This is a genomic window from Candidatus Flexifilum breve (assembly GCF_016713355.1).
In genome coordinates this window covers 15,005-33,112 of the sequence record NZ_JADJPI010000046.1, presented here as the reverse complement: position 1 = coordinate 33,112, position 18,108 = coordinate 15,005, and the positions used below count along the sequence as shown (strand labels likewise).

Annotated in this window: 18 protein-coding genes; 9 read left to right on the top strand and 9 right to left on the bottom strand. The window is 61.6% G+C overall.

The annotated features are described in order from the left end of the window. The first annotated feature begins 65 nt into the window (after positions 1-65). On the top strand, positions 66-1,601 hold the full coding sequence (locus tag IPK17_RS39820; RefSeq protein WP_343423320.1) for a DUF8728 domain-containing protein: 1,536 nt from the start codon (positions 66-68) through the stop codon (positions 1,599-1,601). A 136-nt stretch (positions 1,602-1,737) separates the two neighbouring features. Here IPK17_RS39820 and IPK17_RS39815 read toward each other — a convergent pair whose 3' ends face one another. From IPK17_RS39815 to IPK17_RS39780, 8 genes are all read right to left on the bottom strand, one after another. After that, on the bottom strand, positions 1,738-2,562 hold the full coding sequence (locus IPK17_RS39815; RefSeq protein WP_343423319.1) for a metallophosphoesterase: 825 nt from the start codon (positions 2,560-2,562) through the stop codon (positions 1,738-1,740). A gap of 226 nt (positions 2,563-2,788) precedes the next feature. Then, positions 2,789-4,126, bottom strand: coding sequence for a HEAT repeat domain-containing protein (locus IPK17_RS39810; protein WP_343423318.1), 1,338 nt, complete (start codon positions 4,124-4,126; stop codon positions 2,789-2,791). Between the two features lie 84 nt (positions 4,127-4,210). After that, positions 4,211-4,762 carry an RNA 2',3'-cyclic phosphodiesterase gene (gene thpR / locus IPK17_RS39805; RefSeq protein ID WP_343423317.1) on the bottom strand — a complete coding sequence of 184 codons (552 nt, stop codon included), beginning with the start codon at positions 4,760-4,762 and terminating at the stop codon, positions 4,211-4,213. A 254-nt stretch (positions 4,763-5,016) separates the two neighbouring features. Next, positions 5,017-5,625 carry a hypothetical protein gene (locus IPK17_RS39800; protein ID WP_343423316.1) on the bottom strand — a complete coding sequence of 203 codons (609 nt, stop codon included), beginning with the start codon at positions 5,623-5,625 and terminating at the stop codon, positions 5,017-5,019. Between the two features lie 62 nt (positions 5,626-5,687). Then, positions 5,688-6,134, bottom strand: coding sequence for an OsmC family protein (locus IPK17_RS39795; protein ID WP_343423315.1), 447 nt, complete (start codon positions 6,132-6,134; stop codon positions 5,688-5,690). Between the two features lie 81 nt (positions 6,135-6,215). After that, positions 6,216-6,620, bottom strand: a complete 405-nt coding sequence (locus IPK17_RS39790) for a hypothetical protein (RefSeq protein ID WP_343423314.1) — start codon at positions 6,618-6,620, stop codon at positions 6,216-6,218. 108 nt (positions 6,621-6,728) lie between these two features. Further along, positions 6,729-7,064: an ArsR/SmtB family transcription factor gene (locus IPK17_RS39785; RefSeq protein ID WP_343423313.1), complete on the bottom strand. Its 336-nt coding sequence runs from the start codon at positions 7,062-7,064 to the stop codon at positions 6,729-6,731. A 361-nt stretch (positions 7,065-7,425) separates the two neighbouring features. Continuing rightward, a complete protein-coding gene (locus IPK17_RS39780; RefSeq protein ID WP_343423312.1) occupies positions 7,426-7,950 on the bottom strand; it encodes a hypothetical protein in 525 nt (174 codons plus the stop codon). A gap of 57 nt (positions 7,951-8,007) precedes the next feature. On the opposite strand from IPK17_RS39780, the gene IPK17_RS39775 reads away from it, so the two are divergent. The 4 genes from IPK17_RS39775 to IPK17_RS39760 all read left to right on the top strand — a co-directional run bounded on the left by IPK17_RS39775 (position 8,008) and on the right by IPK17_RS39760 (position 10,761). Next, complete coding sequence (locus IPK17_RS39775) at positions 8,008-8,223, top strand: hypothetical protein (RefSeq protein WP_343423311.1); 216 nt, start codon at positions 8,008-8,010, stop codon at positions 8,221-8,223. A gap of 343 nt (positions 8,224-8,566) precedes the next feature. Beyond that, positions 8,567-9,478, top strand: a complete 912-nt coding sequence (locus tag IPK17_RS39770) for an alpha/beta hydrolase (protein ID WP_343423310.1) — start codon at positions 8,567-8,569, stop codon at positions 9,476-9,478. Between the two features lie 43 nt (positions 9,479-9,521). Next, a complete protein-coding gene (gene lspA, locus IPK17_RS39765) occupies positions 9,522-10,022 on the top strand; it encodes a signal peptidase II (RefSeq protein WP_343423309.1) in 501 nt (166 codons plus the stop codon). A 151-nt stretch (positions 10,023-10,173) separates the two neighbouring features. After that, positions 10,174-10,761, top strand: coding sequence for a hypothetical protein (locus IPK17_RS39760; RefSeq protein ID WP_343423308.1), 588 nt, complete (start codon positions 10,174-10,176; stop codon positions 10,759-10,761). Positions 10,762-11,033: 272 nt separating this feature from the next. Here IPK17_RS39760 and IPK17_RS39755 read toward each other — a convergent pair whose 3' ends face one another. Beyond that, positions 11,034-11,195 carry a hypothetical protein gene (locus IPK17_RS39755; RefSeq protein ID WP_343423307.1) on the bottom strand — a complete coding sequence of 54 codons (162 nt, stop codon included), beginning with the start codon at positions 11,193-11,195 and terminating at the stop codon, positions 11,034-11,036. Between the two features lie 124 nt (positions 11,196-11,319). Here IPK17_RS39755 and IPK17_RS39750 point away from each other — a divergent pair, with 124 nt between their 5' ends. The 4 genes from IPK17_RS39750 (at position 11,320) to IPK17_RS39735 (ending at position 18,055) form a co-directional block, all read left to right on the top strand. Beyond that, positions 11,320-12,000: a class II aldolase/adducin family protein gene (locus IPK17_RS39750; RefSeq protein WP_343423306.1), complete on the top strand. Its 681-nt coding sequence runs from the start codon at positions 11,320-11,322 to the stop codon at positions 11,998-12,000. After that, positions 12,001-12,930: a 1-phosphofructokinase family hexose kinase gene (locus IPK17_RS39745; protein WP_343423305.1), complete on the top strand. Its 930-nt coding sequence runs from the start codon at positions 12,001-12,003 to the stop codon at positions 12,928-12,930. It begins immediately after the preceding gene. Between the two features lie 232 nt (positions 12,931-13,162). After that, on the top strand, positions 13,163-16,627 hold the full coding sequence (locus tag IPK17_RS39740) for a protein kinase domain-containing protein (protein ID WP_343423304.1): 3,465 nt from the start codon (positions 13,163-13,165) through the stop codon (positions 16,625-16,627). Positions 16,628-17,191: 564 nt separating this feature from the next. Further along, complete coding sequence (locus tag IPK17_RS39735; protein WP_343423303.1) at positions 17,192-18,055, top strand: SDR family NAD(P)-dependent oxidoreductase; 864 nt, start codon at positions 17,192-17,194, stop codon at positions 18,053-18,055. The last annotated feature ends 53 nt before the right edge of the window (positions 18,056-18,108 follow it).

Here is an 18,108-nt window from a genome sequence, read left to right as displayed (position 1 = left end):
GCGCAGGCGCAAAGCGAGTAAGATAGACTCAGCTTTGCGCCTTTTTGATTCTCTGGAAAAGTCTGATGCCCCGACGCAGTCACACCCTCATCGTGATTATTGTGCTCATGCTCGTCGCGCTGGTGGCGCGGATCATCCCCGGCCCGCGCACGATTGACGACGCCTTCATCACGTTCCGCTACAGCCGCAATATCGTCGAGGGGATCGGCTTCGTGTACAACCCGGGCGTGCACACGCTCGGCACGACGACGCCGCTGTTCACGCTGATCATGGCGGCGTTCGGCGTGGTCGGTGGTGGAGCGTATCCGTGGTACGCGCTGACCGTGAGCGCCCTCGCCGATGCGATCAGCACGGCGCTGATCTTCCTGATCGCGCGCAAAGTCACGGGGCGCGAACTGGTGGCGATCTTCCCCGCCGCGCTGTGGGCGATCAGCCCCATGAGCGTGACCTTCGCGGTCGGCGGCATGGAGACGAGCGTCGTCGTGCTGTGGCTGATCGTGGCGACGTATTTCTATGTCGTGTCGGAGCACAAGTGGCGCGACATTGCGATGGGCTTGTGCGCAGGGTTGGGCGTGCTCACGCGCGTCGATTCGGTGCTGTGGATCGGGCCGCTGCTGGTGTGGCAATTGGGCGAATCGTGGATCACGCGGCGTAAGCTGCCGCTGCGCACGTGGAGCGCGGCGGTGCTGGTCGTGCTGCCGTGGATGCTGTTCAGCCTCGCCTACTTCGGCACGGCGATCCCCAATTCGGTGACGGCCAAACGCTTCGCCTATCTCATTCAGCCAAACGCCGCGCTCGGTCAACTGCTGCAAACCTACTCCAACGCCTTCTTCCAGTTCGATCTACTCGGTTCGCTCGGCGTGATGATCGGCGCGGTGCTGATCCTCGCGTGCACGTTGTTCGCGTTCAGCTATGCGCTGCGCTCGGAACGGCGGATGGTGCCGCTGCTGCTGTACCCGTGGGTGTATTTCGCCGCCTTCGCCGTGCTGAATCCGCAGATGTTTCGCTGGTACAACGCGCCGCCCCTTCCCGCGTTGATCGTCGGCGTGTTCGTCGGGCTGTGGGCGCTGCTGCGACCGCTTCAGAAACAGAGGTTCGCCCTGCCACTGATCGCGGGCGGGATCGGCGTGCTGTGCGTCGTGACTTCGCTCAGTGGGTGGACGCTCACGCCGGATCACGGGCCGAACCGTCCCGCGCCGAAAATGGCATGGCATGCCATCGAACTGTTGTATCAGCAGATGGGCGAACACCTGCGCAATGACCTCGGTGTGACGGCGGAAACGCGCGTCGCGTCTGGCGATATTGGCGCGGTCGGCTATTTCAGCCGCGCGACGATTGTCGATACGGTCGGGCTGGTGACGCCGGAACTCACGCGCTACTACCCCATCAACGCGGCGCTGATCGTGCCGGGGATGAACTATGCCATCCCGCCGCAGTTGATCTACGACACACAGCCGGATTATCTGGTGACGATGGAGGGATTCGTGCGGCAGGGACTAGCCCAGCAGGAGGCGTTCAACGCGGAGTACGCGCTGATCACGGAGTACCCGTTCGACTTTTACGGCGCAGGGATGCAGTTGTATCAGCGGCAGGGGGATTGACTACGCTGTATTCGCTTCCAGAGACTTCTCATTTGGCCTCACCCCGTTTCGCTCCGCTCAACCGCCCCTCTCCCACGGGAGAGGGGCAAAGAACTGTCAGATTCTTGGGGTGAGGTTCAATAGAGTCAGGCGATAATCACCGCGCGGACAGGCGCAGAATCGTGATTTCCGGCGGGCAGTTGAAGCGGAACGGAATGCCGACCGTGCCCAAGCCGCGATTCACGTAGAGCTGCATGGTGCCGACGCGATACAGGCCCATCACGTAGCGCCGCGCAAACGACGGCAGCACAAATCTGGCCGCGAACGGCAAGCGCACCTGTCCGCCATGCGAATGCCCGGAGAGCTGCAGCGCAAAGCGCCTGGTGGCGGCGGCGACCAGCGCGAAGTCCGGTTCGTGCGCCAGCAGAATGGCCGGGCCGTCAGCAGGCAGCATGTCGAGCACGCGGTCGAGGCGCGCGCGGTGCAGAATCACGCTCTCCACCCCGGCAAAATGCAGCACGGCGTCTCCACGGCGAATGGTTTGCACGGCGTTATGCAGCGGTGTGAGTTCGGTGCTGCGAATAGCCAAGCGCACGGCAGCGCGCGCATTGCGGTAATCGTGATTGCCGAGCACGGCGAACAGCGCATCTTTCGCGCGGAGCTGGCATAGCGGCGTGATCAAATCGCTCACGTTGAGCGGCAGGCGGCGCGTGGCAAAATCCCCGGTGATCGCGATCACGTCCGGTTCATAACGGTTGACCACCTCAATCGCCGCTGCTAATCGAGCGGGCGTCATGCTGCCGCCCATATGAATATCGCTGATCTGCGCGATGGTGTAGCCATCAAACGCGGGATCGAGCTGCCGCAGCGGCACAGGGATCTCCTGCACATCAATGCGATTCAGCTCGATGCGGTTGGCGTAGGTCAACGCCCCCACCGCCAAACCCGCCGCGCCTACCAGCAGAGAGGTACCGAGTTTCAAAGTCGTCCTTTGGGAACACAGCCGACATACGACCCGTATTGTACACCAGACGAATGGGGCGAGGTGGCAGCGGACGTGCTAAAGAAGGAGGCTAAAGCGGATTCGTAGGGGCAAGGCGCGCTTGCCCCTACAACCAACGCCATGACGGATACGCTTTAGCAATTCCGCCCAACAAGGTACCCCTTTCCCCGCTTGCGTGGAAGCAGGTGTCGGGGGTTGCGGGGCTTTACTGCAGTGGAGGAAGCATCTCCGGGTTGAGCTGGAACAGCGACTGCACCATCGCCGAGCCGAGCGCGTTGAACAGCAGGTACATCACCGCGGTGATCGCGCCGATCACGATCACGTTGCTGAGGTTATACGCCAGACAGCCCTTCATCCCGCCAAAATCATAAGCCTCGCCGATTTTGCCGGAGGTTTTGCCCAGCACATACAGCGTGAGGATGACCAAGATGATGGTGAAACAGTAGGTGATCGGCGACCCGGCGGAAACGAAGAAGATGGCCGTCATCAGATACTGGATCAGGAACATCACGGGCAGCCAGCGATTGTCGAAACCGAGCAGCGTCGACAGCAGGTGCTGAATCGTGCCGTGACCGCGAAAGACGGACACGGCCAGGAAATGCACAAGTACCAGTTCCAGCAGCAGACCGCCCACGCCGATGATCCCGGAGATGATACCGACCGGGATGAGCGTCGCCGCCGTGATCGCCATCAGCGACGACTGCAATTCGGTCGCGATGGACGGCTCAATGGTGACCTGCGCGGAGCCAGCGATGGCATTGAAGTAGTTCATGGCGGTCTGCGTGGCGACCAGACCCGCCAACACCGGGCCGATGATCACGATCAGCGTGTAGATGACGCCTTCCCACATCACATCCGTCCACGACGACTTCGTCGCGACTTCCATGTGCTTGTCGATCTTCGCCTGCTTGGTGACGTTCTTCGCCGTCACCTCGAATTCCTTGCGCTTGCCGCGATCCAGAATCATGTCCATCGCCGCATCGCCATCCAGCCCGGTGACGCCTGCGGTGATGCTGTTGAAATACGCATCGTTGATCAGGTTCGGATTGAGGCTGATCGCTTCCGTCAGATTTTTCATCGCCTTGGCATCATCGCCGGCCAGGTTGTAGCTGAGCGCCGCATCGACGGCTTTCGCGGCACGCTCGCGCGCCTCTTTCGGTACTTGATATTCGCGACCGCGAATCGGGCGGCGCGTGTCCGCTTCCTGCGTCTCAAAGCGTGGTTCCTGCGCGAGTTCGGCGGCGCGTTTCGCCTCTTCCATTTCGCGCATTTTGCGCTGTGTGTAGCTTTCGCCAACCGGGGCGGCGGGTTTGGGCATGGGCGGCGTGGTCGCAGGCACATCGGGGATGACTTCAGCGTGCTGCTTGATGTAAACGCCCGCTTTGCGCGCAAGTTCGCGGATTTCCGGCTCGGGGTCGCTGCGGTAGACATTGGCGAGCGGTTTCAGCGCGCTGGCATCACGGCTTTTACCCAGGGCGATCACCGCTTGTTTACGGCGTGCGGGGTCGGCATCGTCGAGCTGGCGAATGAGTTGGTCGAGCATGGCGCACTCCACAAGCGAACGGAATTATGAGTCCATTCTAGCATGCACCCCGATGCCCCTTCATTTAGGCTTGCGAGTTCACAGTCAGATGGGGGATGCGCCCTCGTTGAGCGGGAAACTGTGCTCGATGCGATAGTGCGCGCCCTGCGGCGTGAGCGTGCTCTCGATCAGGTGAAAGGCGGTCACGGGGAAGGGATCGGCGCGCCAATCCCGATGTTTGTCGAGAAACACCTCGACTTCGCGGCGGGCGTCGCTTTTCAGCCGCGCCAGCGTGATATGCGCGCTGAACGGGCGATCTTCCGGCGGAAAGCCGAGCGGTACGAGCGCCCGTTCGACCTGCTGGTGCAGCGCTATGAGCGCGGGCTGCGTCTCCGTGCCGATCCACAGCACACGCGCCGCACCTTTGGGCGGAAAGCGCCCTGCTCCGCGCAGCGTCACGCTGAACGACGGTGACTGTATGCTGCTCAGAGCCGCCGTGAGCGCCGGGACGCGATCGGAGTCCACCTCGCCGAGGAAACTCAGCGTGAGGTGGTAGCCGGCGCGTTTGACCCAATTCGCAGCGGGAATCGGGGTTTTCAGCCCCGCAAGGCGATCTTTCAGGTCATCGGGCAGTTCAATGGCAATGAACAGGCGCATAAGAGTTATCAGTTGACAGTTCACAGTGATCAGTTTACAGAGGGTGTCCAATCAGCCCCTCAACCCCCGACCCCTTCTCCCACGCAAGCGGGGAGAAGGGGAGTGAAGTCGTTCTTGTCCCTCTCCCCGTTTACGTGGGAGAGGGACGGCTTGCGCAGCAAGCAGGGTGAGGGGTGTAATGGAAATCCTTTTTAGACACCCGCTACAGTTGAGACCAGCGGCTCGTTAGCTGTAAACTGAGAGCGGCTGACTGGCTACTTCTCTTCCGGTGTGGGCGGCAGAGCGTACAGCCACCAGTAGGGCGACTGCGGATAAGCGGGCTGCAGCGCCTTCGACCAGACGAACTCGGCAGGCGCGGTGGTGCGGCGCAGCTTGCCGTCGGCGTTACGCAGCGCGCGGTCAAGTTCGGCACTTTCCGCGCCGAGCTCGGTGAGCGCGGCGTGGATGTCCTGCACAATGTTGCGGCGCAGTGTCTCCGGCATGTAGTTGCGGGCACAGGTACGCGGGTTATCTTCGCATTCTTCGAAGAACGCATCCATCGCTTTGAGGCGGGACGTTGCCTCTTGCAGCAGGCGATCCGTATAGCGCAGCGTCCATTCCTTGCGCACGGAATCGTGCGCGGCAACCACGCGGCGGAGCTGTTCGCGCTGGGCATCGGTCAGGCTGTCACTGAGCGCCTGCAGGCGGCGCAGGCGCATGAGCAGCGCGCCAATCGTCAGGCTGGGCATACTCCCACCACCGAAGAGGCCGCCGCTGCCCACCGACCCGTACAGGCGATCCTGCTGGAGATATGAGAGCAGCCCCTCGGCCATCGCTTCGGCTTCGCGCAGATCGCGGTCAAGCGCGTACGTCGTTTCAGACATGTCTACCACCTTCTGGTTCGCTATCGACATAATGTCAATAGTAACACAAAAGGTGGCGGAGGTTAGGACTCTTCGCTGATTGCCTGGGTGACGAGTTCTTCGAAAAGGAAGTTATCTTCGGTCAAAATGCGGTGTACGGGGCATTTTCCGGCAATTTCGAGCAGGCGGGTGCGCTGCTCTTCGGTGAGATCGCCTTTGAAGTTGATGAGCTGGCGAAAATCGCTGATATTGGCGGATGTGCCCGTGTAGGTGCCGGGGTACTCGCTCGCCTTGTAGCGTTCGCTCGACACATTAATCTCGACGCCTTCCAGCGGCCAGCCCTTGCGCGTCGCATAGAGCTTCGCGGTGATGGCCGCGCACGCGCCTAACGCCCCCAGCAGGAGTTCGCGGGGCGTCATGCCCTTGTTCGTGCCGCCGTCTTCGATGGGTTCGTCGGCGGTTGCCGTCAAACCACGGGTCTCAATCAGCGTTTCATAGCCAGCGCCAAGGGTTACTTTGACATTCAACATGAGGATGTGGGACTCCAAGCAAAAAGCCGTCTACAGTTACAATGCAGACGGCTCGATGCAATCGACTCTTACGTAGGTTCGTTAGTCGCGGCGCAGGCGGCGCAGTGACTGGTACTGCGGCTGCCCCTGCACTTCGCGCCAGCGGGCTTCGCCGCCGTCGGTGTGCCATTCGACGACGAACATGCCGTCGGTGTCTTGATAGGTGAGCGCGGGGCGCATCTTCAAAATCTGCCGCATCACGCCGATGATCTCGCGGCTTTCGGCCCCGGTGCGCAGAATGAAGTACTTGCCCGGCTGCCATTCGAAGACCACGGGCATTTCGTTTTGCCAGCGCCCTTCCATGCGAATGGGGGACTCGGCATGGGTGCAAAGCATGTGAATGTTTGCGAGACGATGCTTCCAGAGCGTGTGATTCACGCGCTCCTCAATAAAGTAAGGACGGGCGTCGGGCGTGGTGTAGAACCAAGTCCGCGAGTCGGTTGCCATGCCAACATCTCCGAAAAGTTCAACAGTTTGTGATAGTTTACCCAAGCGGTGGGTGCATGTCCAGTAGGGACGCCGGGCACGGGAGAAGTGCGGCAGCGCAGGTCGAGATTAGGCGTCGGGCAGATCGTCGGGCCGTGCCTGCAGTTCGTTGAGGTAGCGGTCGAGGCGATCCAGCCGCTCGTTCCACAGGTAGCGATAGGTTTCTAGCCAGCCGTCAATCTCTTCGAGCGGTTCGGTGCGCAGTTCATACCAGTGGCGCTGGGCATCCTGCCGCACGCTGACCAGCCCGACCTCGCGCAGCACGCGCAGATGCTTGGAGACGCCCGGCTGACTCATGTCGAGCAGCGTCACCAGTTCACCGACCAGCCGGGGCTGGTCGCGCAGCAAATCGAGGATGCGGCGGCGCGTCGGTTCCGCCAGCGCTTCATAGACAGTAGTGACCATGTTTATAATATACCATATTAGTTATATAACTGTCAAGATATATATTGTATGTAGTCTATTAAGGGCGACCGAAACAGTCGCCCGAACCCAACTTCCAGCGGACGGCTTAAGTGGATTCTCAAAAGTAGGGGCAGACCTATGTGTCTGCCCATTTTCGGGCGCACACATGAGGGTGTTGAAAAAGGTCAGATTCCGACCCCGCCCCCGGCCCCTCCCCGAATTCAGGGAGGGGAGCCAACACCGCTCGCAACGCCTCCCCTCTCCCCGCTTGCGTGGGAGAGGGGTTGGGGTGAGGGGTTTTTAAACACCCTCATAGGTGTGCCCCTACCTCCGTTCGTAGATCCTTTAGAGAACTTACTTTTTAGAGCGTCACAATGCGGCGGGCGACGCGCAGTTGACGCGGGAACACCGGTAAAAATTCCAGCAAATTCTGGTAACGCCCTGCTTCGCGCTCGGTCAGGTAGCGCCGCAGCACGCTGACCACGCCGGGCAGCACGTCGAGGCCGTTGACCTTCTTCTCCATAAGAATATAGGACTTCGCCTCGGCATGGCTCACATGATCTTCCAGATAAATCGCCACGGCACCAGCGACGAACAGCGCCGTGAACTGCTCCGTCCAGCCGGGATGCGCCGCCTTGAGCGCATCGCTGATGGGGAGCGGGGTCTGCGCGATCTCGGCAACTTTGGCCTGATGCGTCCGCAGATAGGCGCTCATGAGTAGGCGGCCATAGGCGAGGATCGCCGCGCGGTAGACGTGCGCCGGGTCTTCATCGAACGGCCACGGCGGACTGTCGCCCCAGGCGAGGCGCGGCGGGATGATCGCCACGAGATCATTGCCCAGCCGGAACGAGAGTTCCTGATCGGTCGGGTAGAGGATGTTGGGCATGAAAAATCAACCGCTCTTTGATCTCGCCCACAAACGGCTTGAGGAACGGCTTCCAGATTGATCTTCGCAAACATTTTCTGCGATTGGTCGAGCGCGCTCGACCAGACTGCCGCCTCGGACTGCCACCAGCCAGCCAGCCGACTGACCGTTTCGAAGTCGCGCACCTTGTCGTTCCAACCGGGCGGCATCCAGCGCGGCGGCTTGTCGACCGTGTACTGCGGCGGTCGCAGCACCAGCGCCAGCGCGAAGATCGCTTCCAGTGGCGCTCGCTGATCGATCATGGTTTGCAGCGTCGTCGCGGCCTCGTGCCCGGCTTGCAGGCCGAGGAATTTCTTAGTGGCACGGGCATGAGCGTGCGTGCCGTGCGGTTTTTTCTGCTGCGACAGTTCGGGGTAGCGCGTCGCCGCCAGCAAGGCAGACATCAAGCGCACACGATCGTCAATTTTAACGATGATGTCAGAGGTCATAAGCAGGATTCCAGCACGGGTCTAGTGGTGACGAAGACAAACTCACTCTATTCTAACCAACAATTGCCAGATGTACCGTATAAAGGGTGTGACGAACTTGCAATACCGGGTATCATCCGCCCGCAGTTTCGCTTAGCTAGCGCAGATCCATGATGCCAGCACGCACGAAAGTCCTCCGCTTGGTTGGTTTTGTCATTGCCCTACTTCTGATCGTGGTAGTTGGCGCGACCGTATGGGTGACGCGCGGTTTTGCGCTGGCGATTGTTCGCCCGGCGCATCTGCCGATCACGAGTTCACCCGCCGACTTCGGCATCGCCACATGGCGCAATGTTGAGTTCAGCGCCGATGGCTTGACGCTGCGCGGTTGGTACGTCCCGCCCGCGCAGCCCGCCCCCACCGTGATCCTCGTGCACGGACACGCCGCCAATCGCGTGAATGTGCTGCCGCGCGCCGCGTGGTATGTCCGGCGCGGATATAGCGTGCTGCTGTTCGATTTACGCGGCCACGGCGAAAGTGACGGTGAACTCTCTACGCTCGGCTATCTGGAACGCGCCGACGTACTCGCGGCGTACAACTGGCTGATCGCCCAACCGGAAATCGACCCGGCGCGGGTGCTGCTGCACGGCGAATCGATGGGCGGGGCGGCGGTGATCCGCGCGGCGGCGCTTTTGCCAGATGTGCGTGGGGTGATCGTCGAATCGACCTTCAGCACCTTCGAAGACAATGTCGCTGATGGCGTGCGCGCGTTCACCGGACTGCCGCCGTTTCCGTTTGCGCCGCTGATCCTGTTCTTCGGGGAGCGTGAAGCCGAAGCCAACATCGAGGATTTACGCCCCATTGATCAGATCACGCTGATCGCGCCGCGCCCGCTGCTCATCATGCACGGCGAACGCGATCCCCTGCTGAATGTCGAGAACGCGCGGCGGCTGTACGCCGCGGCCGGTGATCCCAAAACGCTGGTGCTCTTCCCGACCGCACAGCACGTTGGCCTGTTCGAAAACGACCCGGCGCTGTGGCAGCAGAGCATGAGCGCTTACTTAGAGGACCTCTTCGGCGTGTGATACAATGCCACGCAGATTGACAGAGACATGAATGGGAAACGTTATGGTGCGTAAATGGGTGGTGCTCTTCGTCATGATCGCGCTGACGCTGGCGGTCGATCAAGCGACGAAGCGGATCATCATCGCGCAGTTGCAGTTGGGCGAAAGCGTACAGCCGATCCCCGCGCTCGCGCCCGTGTTCCAGCTCACCCGGAGTGAGAACACCGGCGCCGCCTTCGGATTTTTAGCGCATGCCAGCGATATCTTCCTCATCATCGCCATCATCGTGGTGATCGCGATGATCGCCTTTTACCCGCGCATTCCGGCGAGCGCACGCATCACCCGCTATGCGACCGGTCTGGTGTGCGGCGGGGCGCTCGGCAATGCGGTCGACCGCATCGATCACGGCGCGGTGATCGACTTCATTCACTACACCATCCCCGGCGTGATCTCGAATGTCAGCAACCTCGCCGACCATGCGATTGTGTTTGGCGTGCTGTTGATTCTGTTCGAGAGCTGGCGCACCGACTCTGCGAAAGAAGCCCCCGCGCAGTCGGAAGTGTAAAGATCAGATTCCGACCCCACCCCGAATTCAGGGAGGGGAGACCGATTCCCCTCTTCAAGTTACGCCGTTCATTCCCCCAGATGACAGGGGGATCATTCACCCCGCACTTGGGCTATACTAAGCGTATGACCTTAAGAAGGAGCGAACGACTGTGCGTAAAATTGTGACGACTCTCGTGCTGCTGGTGGCAGCCGTGCTGGTGGGCGCGTGTTCCATGATTTCGAGCAATGGCAGCGGCGGCGTGATCGTGCCGACGACCGGCGACACGTCCAGCGATCCCTCGGCGGTGCAGCAGTTCCTGCCGAACATTCCCGGCTACGTGGCGACCGATGCCGACAGCATCGTCGATGCGGTGACGGCGGTGGGCGGCGGCGCGTCGCTGATCACGGGCAACCCGGTCACGGCGGCGCTCATCGCGCAAATCGACAGCATGATTCAGTGCTACCAGAACGTCGGGGCGGTCGGCGCGCGCGTGTACACGCAGGCCGATATCAGCTCGGTGCTGCAGGGGCAAGTCCCGGTGGTCGGCGCGCTGGCGCTGGTCAACCAGAACCGTGTGGTCAATAACTTCCTGCAGTGCGCATTGAGCGGCGTGCAGGCCTTCAGCGCGCAGGCGGCGGAACAGCAGCCGTGCAGCGGTTCGGGTCAGTTTGTGGTCAACAACGAGACGATCCTCTATGTGTACGCCGCGACAGATCAGGCGCTGTGCACGCAGTTCCAGGGCTACATGAATCGGTAATTCGCCTCAGCCCCGCAGTCCCCTCTCCACGCGGAGAGGGGACTGTGTTTTTCCCCGTGAGTTTTCATCAGCGAGTAGTCGGATCATGTTTGCGATTGAGCACGAGCTTCGAGACGAGCACACAGCGTTTGACGCCATTCGGTTGTACGCGCCATGGGGCATCCCGACAATCCCTTTCTTTGCGTCCTTGCGCCTTCGCGTCTTTGCGTTGAATCTTCTCTTTCCTGCTTGCTTTTGAGCTTGCGGCTCTGTGTTCTCCGTGTTCTCTGTGGTTAAATCCTTTTCGGCATGATGACCACGCCGAGACCACACAACAGCAGCGGCCACAAATCGACCACGCGGAAGCTCCCCGCGCTGTGCGTCTGGATGAGCGCCGCGATCACCCCTAATACCAGCAGTGTGACAGCCAAGCGGCGATCCGGATCACGATACATGTGCGTCAACCTCTATTACAGCTTCGATGCATTGCTGTTATTGTAGGGGCGGCAACGCATTCGATTACATAAGGTTAAGCGCGGTATAATCAGAGCACTTTGTCATTCTACTCAGGGGGATATCATGGCTTCAGAAGCAGTTAACGCGATGCGCGCAAAGATCGCCTATTTCGGTCGCATGCTGTTCGACCGGCACCTCACCGATGCGGGCGGTGGCAACATCAGCGTGCGCGTGGGCGAATTTGTGTGCATGTCCGCGACGTACGCGGGGCAAAAACACCAGTGGCAGATCACGCCGGAAGATGTGCTCGTGCTCGATAAGGACGGCAATATTCTGGAAGGCGACGGCAAGCTGAGCCGCGAGAGCAAGGTGCATCTGGCGCTGCACCGCGAATACGGACAGTACGGCACGGCGGTCATGCACGCGCACCCGCGCAACCTGATGGTCTTCGCGGCGCTGGCCAAGCCCATGCCCCCCGTGCTCGAAGCCAACCTCAAGTTCGGTGAAATTCAGGTGATCGAGTACGCGCCTGCCCACAGCCCCCAGCTCGCGGAAAATGTGGTCGGCGGCATTCGCGGGCAGGAACAGCGCATCGTCAAGCATGGCGCGGGCGTGATCGCCCCGTGGCACGGTGTCTTCCTCATGGGCAAAGACCTCGACGCGGCGTTTGACGCGGTCGAACGCTTTGACACCAACGCGTACTGCATTTTGCAGGCGCACGCCGCTTTCGGCAACTCCGATATGCTGTACAAGGAGCGGCACGAACTGGCCGCCGCCGCCGAGCGCTTTGGTAAGGACGTTTAAATGATCGTCACTGTCACGGCGAACACGGGCATTGATTACATCGCGTTCGTCAAGGAACTGCCGCGCGGCAAAACGATCCGCGCGACGCAGATGGTCGAGAGCATCAGCGGGAAACCGTCGGATGCCTCGTGGATTCTCGGCGAGCTGGGCGTGACCAGTCATGCGCTCGGTTTCAGCGCCGGGCCCAATGGCGACCGCGCGGCGGGCTTTCTGCGCGACAAGGGCGTGCAGATCGACTATGTACCCGTCGGCGGCGAATCGCGGCGCAACCTGATCCTCATCAGCGAGGAAGGCTGGCAGACCGCCATCACCACCAACAGCCTCTTCGTCATCGAGGAACACCTCGCCCAACTGCGTGCTAAATATATCGACGCTCTCAAGCACGCTTCGGTCGTCGTTTTGGGCGGCACGCTGCCCGCGGGGATGACCCCCGCCTTCTACGTCGATTACATTGCGCTGGCGCGCGCGCGCGGCATCCCGGTGATCTTCGATGCTGCCGAGCCGAACCTGAGCGCCGGTTTGACCAGCTACCCGACGATCATCAAACCGAATCAGGATGAACTCTCGGGCTTGATCGGTCGCCCGGTGATCCTGATCGACGATGCGTATCAGGCGGGGCTCACGCTTTACCAGCAGTACGGGACGATCACCGTGACTACGCTCGGCGCAGAGGGTGGCCTCGTCGTGCTGCGGGATCGTGCCTACCACATTCCGATCATTCCGGTGCCGGTGGTCAACGCAGCGGGGGCGGGCGATGCGGTGCTGGCAGGGTTGGCATATGCGCTCGACAAGGGGCTGCCCATCGAAGACGGTCTGCGCGTCGGCTTCGGCGCGGCGACGGCGACGGTCACGCAGCCGGGGACAGCGCAGTGCACCCGGGACGACGTGTTCCGCTACGCCGAACAGGTGCAGTTGATTCCGTACCCGTAAACCCAAAAATCCCCTCGCCCCTCTCCCACGCAAGCGGGGAGAGGGGCGAAAAGCGTGTTCTCATTGAGGGATGAGGTTGAACGTTCAGGACGAGGCACGCCTCGTCCCTACAACGAAATACCTACCTTTAACAGGGCTGGGGGTGAGGTTGTTTTTTCGCTCATTCATGAATCCTTCAGACAGAGGTACACTCAAAAGGCGACTCTTCCAGTAGTATTGAGCGTGTCGCCTTGTGATCGCACAGCCCACCACCAACATGCTGCAATCTGTATCACGCCTGAATGATCGCTATGAACTCACGGAACCGCTCGGCAAGGGCGGCATGGGCGAAGTCTTTCGCGCCGTTGACCACCTCACCGGATCGGCGGTCGCGCTCAAACGCGTGCTCATCCAACCCTCCCAACTGCAATTCGACTCGCGCCATGCCGGGCTAGAGCCGCATCTGGCGCTGGCGCGGGAATTTCGCATTCTGGCGACGCTGCGCCACCCGCACATCATCAGCGTGCGCGACTACGGCTTCGACGCGGAACAACAGCCCTTCTTCACCATGGATTTGCTCGAAGGCGCGCACACCATCACCGAGCGGGCGGCACACGTCCCGCCCAACGAACGTCTGCGGCTGCTGCTCGACATGTTGAGCGGGCTGGCCTACATTCACCGCCGTGACATCATTCATCGTGACCTTAAGCCCGCCAATGTGCTGGTTGATGCGGGGGGACAGGTGCGCGTGCTCGACTTCGGCCTGTCGCTGTCGGCGCACACGGTCGACGAGGCGCGTCTCTCCGGCACGACACCCTATTTCGCGCCGGAGATCATCGCCGGGGAGCCGCCGACCCAGGCCTCGGACTTGTACACCGTCGGCGTGATCGCCTATGAGATGTTCACGGGACGTTTCCCGTATCGCCTCGGCGGGATGCGCGACCTGCTGCAAGATATTCTGCGCCACCAGCCCGATCTCAGCGAACTGGACCCGGCGCTCGGCCTGATCATCGGACGGCTGCTGGCGAAGGACCCCGAGGATCGCTATGCCAGCGCCGACGAAACGCTGCGCGAAGTCGCGCAGATCGCGCACATGCCGCTGCCCTCCGCCAAGGTCGAAGTGCGCGAAAGCTATCTGCGCGCGTCGGCGTTTGTCGGGCGGGACGCCGAACTCGATCAACTGGAACTGGCGCTGGATCACGCGCTGCAGGGTCAAGGCTCGGCGTGGCTGATCGGCGGCGAATCGGGGGTGGGCAAGTCGCGCCTGCTGGACGAACTGCGCATCCGCGCGCTGGTCAAAGGGGCGCTGGTGCTGCGCGGCGGCGGTCTGGAAGGCGACGGCGTGCCCTATGCCCTGTGGCGCGACCCCCTGCGCCGTTTGATCCTCAGCACGCCTGTATCCGATCTCGAAGCGAGCATCCTCAAGCCGATTGTGCCGGGGATTGAGGCGTTGTTAGGGCAGCCCGTCGCGGATGCGCCGCACCTCAATGACGATGCGCTGCAGGAACGCCTCAACCTGACCATCGTCGATCTGTTCCGGCGGCAAACCCGGCCCGTTGTGCTGCTGCTGGAAGATGTGCATTGGGCGCTCTCGGCGTTAGCCCCGCTCAAGCGCTTGATTCGGCTGGCGACCGACCACAACTGGCTGATCATCGCCAATTTCCGCGACGATGACGCGCTCACCCTGCCGGAACTGCTCCCCGGCGCGCAGACCATCCGCTTGCAGCGCCTGCCCCTCAAGGCGATTGAGAATCTGAGCGCGGCGATGCTCGGGGAGGCGGGGCGACATCCCGCACTGGTCGACTTTTTGCACCGGGAAACCGAAGGCAATGCCTTCTTCGTGGTGGAGGTGATGCGGGCGCTGGCGGAACAGGCGGGCAACCTCAACGCGATTCTCAACAACACGCTGCCGACGCGCATCACGGCGGGCGGCATGACGACCGTCATTCGCCAGCGCCTGAGCCGCGTGCCCGCGTGGGGCCGCGAAGCGCTCGAACTGGCGGCGCTGTTCGGACGCGCGATTGATCCGCGCGTGCTGTTCGCCACGCAGGCGGTCAGCGATTGGGACAACTGGCTGACGGAATGCGTCAACGCGGCGGTGCTGGATTGGATTGACGGGCGCTGGCAGTTCGCGCACGACAAACTGCGCGAAACCCTGCGCGAAGACATCGCGCCGGGGGTGCTGCCCGCGCGGGCGCGGCGGCTGGCGCAGGCTATCGAAGCGGCCTACCCCAACACGCCGACCTACGCCGAACTGCTCGCCGATTACGCGGCCATGGCTGGCGATCCGCACACCGAAGTTGAGCACCTGATGACGGCGATTCGACATACGCGGGATACATCCGGGCAGATCACGAAGATCAAGGCGCTAGTGCGGCGCGCGCTCGACCGTGATCCGGGTGAGCATGCCTTCGAGTTGGCGTGGCAGCTCGGCGATGCCATGCTGCTCAATCTGGAGTACACGGCCGCGCTCGCGCATTTCGAAGCGCTGGAACAGCAGGCACCGCCGCACAGCGCCGCATGGACGCGCGCCGTCGATGGGCAGGTGCAGGCCTTGAGTATGCTCCGCCGCCATGACGAGATGCTCCGCAAAGCCGAGATCGGGCTGGCCACCGCCCGCGCGCTCAATCTGTATGAGGAACAGGCGCGCATCCTCAACACGCTCGGCGTGTTCGCGTCGTATCGCGGCGACTTTGAGAACTGCATCGCCTACTATACTGAAAGCATCCACTTGTTTCAGGTGATTGGCGGGCTGTGGAAGGCGATCACCGCGCTCAACAACCTCGCGCTGATCATGACGCGGCGGGGCAATTATGCGCTGGCACGGGAATACGCCGAGATGTGCCTGAAAGAATGCCGCGCGGCGGGTTACCGGCGCGGCGAGGGCATCAGCCTGCAAATGCTCGGCACGGTCGCGCTGTACGAGAAAGACTATGACACGGCGCTGACCTACGTCGATCAGAATCACGCGATCCGAAAACAGATGGATGATCGCTACGCCCTGCCGAATATCCTCGCCGTGCGCGGACAGGTCGCCTTTCAGACTGGAAACGACGACACCGCGCGTTACCTCTTCGAAACCGCGCAGCAGATCGAATGTGAGCAGGCGGGCAGCAGCGACGTGATCGGCACGCTGCCCGAACTCGGCGATGCCGCGCTCGCCCGCGGCGAATTGGAGACGGCTGCGCGCTACTACGAGGACGCGCTGCGCATCGGGAAGATCAAGCCGTGGCGATGGAAAGAGATGTTCGCGCAGCACGGCCTTGGGCTGACGCGTCAGCTGCGCGGTGACGACGCGGGGGCGCGGACGCTGTTCGAAGCGGCGCTGGTTACTGCGCGGGAGATGCAAACGCCCGAGCCGATCACCTATGCGGCCTCCAGCCTGGCGATCACTGCCGCGCGGCAGGGTGACCGCCCCACCGCGTGGGCGGCTCTGCGCGAAGCGCTAGGCGCTTCCCAGACGCTCCAGGTCGATCACCTGCGCCCGCTGACCGCCGCCGCGTATCTCGCCGCCGCGGAAGGCGATGACCGAACCGCCGCGCAGATCAGCGGCTTGCTGATCACGCGCTGGCGTGGCGACCGCGTCTATCGAGTGCTGCTGGATCGGCTGGTCACGGCGCTGCGCGAGCAGCTGGGGGCAAGCACATATCAGGTGCTCGCTGACGCGGGCGGAGCGCTCGATCCCGAGGCAATCGCCGCGGGGTTGGTGGGCGACTAAGCCTGAAAGTTGTCGACCGAATTTAGGAAGGGGAAACAACATCACTCGCCCAGCTTGCTTGTGTGAACCTGCGGAAGCGACAATTCGATACCTGCCAGAACCATGTAGAGGAGGGGCAAGCCAGTAAGTGCGCCGAATACCGTGAACATGGAGAATAGGTCGGTTCTGACTTGGCAGTTTGCGGACGCAATTCATTGCGTCCGCTGCCCACATTCTGCTTCACGTTATCGTACGTCGGCAAGCTAGATTTCTACGACAGCGTCATTTCTGGGTCTGTTCTCTCAATTCGTTTCATATAGGGACGCTTTTGACCTACGGTGGCCAGCTTCCCCGACCGCGCAACGAGGCGTGCGGCGCGTTTCAAATCCTGTGAACGCCCTATGGGGCGTCCCTACAGTTCTCTTGATTGCTAAATGTGCCCCTAAAACTCCCGATATTCGCCGTAAATATTTATAATCTGGTTAGCGTTCGTCATCCATACATTTAGGTGTGCTACACTTCTCGTATGATGAAGACAGGCTCATTTTTACAGTGCATACCAAGTACGAGATGTACAGGGAGATTATGGGACAGTTAGCAGGCAAAGTCGCAGTTATCACCGGCGCGAGCCGCGGTTTGGGGTTAGCTATTGCGCAGACATATGCCCGCGAGGGTGCGGCGGTCGTCATTGGGGCGCGCAACAGCCGCCAGATTGAGCAAGTGGTCGCCGATCTGCGCGCGAGTGGAGCGCAGGCGGCGGGGCGTTCGTGCGATGTGGGCGATCTCATGCAGGTGCGAGCGCTGGCGGATTTGGCCGTGGAAACCTTCGGCAAAATCGACATCTGGGTGAATAATGCCGGGCTGTCCAACGCCTATGGCCCGACCTCCAGCATCCCGGTCCAACGGTTTGAGGCGGTGATCAATACCAATGTGCTCGGCACGTACTACGGTTCGATGGTGGCGCTCGAACACATGCTGCCGCGCAAGTCCGGCAAGCTGATCAATTTGCTCGGGCGCGGCGACGACGGCCCGGTCAAGTACCAAAATGCCTATGCGTCGAGTAAAATCTGGATCCGCAGCTTCACGCTGGCGCTGGCCCAGGAACACAAGCGGGATGGCGTGGGGATTTACGCCTTCAATCCCGGTTTGGTCGATACGGACATGCTGCGCCAGTTGGAAGCCGTCGAAGGCTATGAGAAGAAGCTCAAGCCGCTCAGCACGGTGATTCGCTGGTGGGCGAATGATGCCGATGTCCCGGCGAACAAAGCGCTGTGGCTGGCCTCCAGCGCGACCGATGGCAAGACCGGTCTGGTCGTCAAGGTACTGACAACGCGCAAGGTGATCGGCGGCTTGCTGAACGATGTGACGCGCCGCATTACCCGGCAACCCGGGCGCGATGCCACCCTGTCGATCAAGAGCATTCCGGCGGCGCTGCGGGCTGAACCGTGATCTTACACCCTGAGGAGTAACGCCCCTGAAACGCAGCACCCTGTTTGAACTGA

Coding starts and splice junctions, on each gene's coding strand:
- IPK17_RS39750 (WP_343423306.1), top strand. CDS start 11,320: ATGGCTTCAGAAGCAGTTAACGCGATGCGCGCAAAGATCGCCTATTTC.
- IPK17_RS39810 (WP_343423318.1), bottom strand. CDS start 4,126: ATGCTCGACCAACTCATTCGCCAGCTCGACGATGCCGACCCCGCACGC.
- IPK17_RS39790 (WP_343423314.1), bottom strand. CDS start 6,620: ATGGCAACCGACTCGCGGACTTGGTTCTACACCACGCCCGACGCCCGT.
- thpR (WP_343423317.1), bottom strand. CDS start 4,762: ATGCGCCTGTTCATTGCCATTGAACTGCCCGATGACCTGAAAGATCGC.
- lspA (WP_343423309.1), top strand. CDS start 9,522: ATGGTGCGTAAATGGGTGGTGCTCTTCGTCATGATCGCGCTGACGCTG.
- IPK17_RS39755 (WP_343423307.1), bottom strand. CDS start 11,195: ATGTATCGTGATCCGGATCGCCGCTTGGCTGTCACACTGCTGGTATTA.
- IPK17_RS39770 (WP_343423310.1), top strand. CDS start 8,567: ATGATGCCAGCACGCACGAAAGTCCTCCGCTTGGTTGGTTTTGTCATT.
- IPK17_RS39745 (WP_343423305.1), top strand. CDS start 12,001: ATGATCGTCACTGTCACGGCGAACACGGGCATTGATTACATCGCGTTC.
- IPK17_RS39785 (WP_343423313.1), bottom strand. CDS start 7,064: ATGGTCACTACTGTCTATGAAGCGCTGGCGGAACCGACGCGCCGCCGC.
- IPK17_RS39800 (WP_343423316.1), bottom strand. CDS start 5,625: ATGTCTGAAACGACGTACGCGCTTGACCGCGATCTGCGCGAAGCCGAA.
- IPK17_RS39735 (WP_343423303.1), top strand. CDS start 17,192: ATGGGACAGTTAGCAGGCAAAGTCGCAGTTATCACCGGCGCGAGCCGC.
- IPK17_RS39820 (WP_343423320.1), top strand. CDS start 66: ATGCCCCGACGCAGTCACACCCTCATCGTGATTATTGTGCTCATGCTC.
- IPK17_RS39780 (WP_343423312.1), bottom strand. CDS start 7,950: ATGCCCAACATCCTCTACCCGACCGATCAGGAACTCTCGTTCCGGCTG.
- IPK17_RS39795 (WP_343423315.1), bottom strand. CDS start 6,134: ATGTTGAATGTCAAAGTAACCCTTGGCGCTGGCTATGAAACGCTGATT.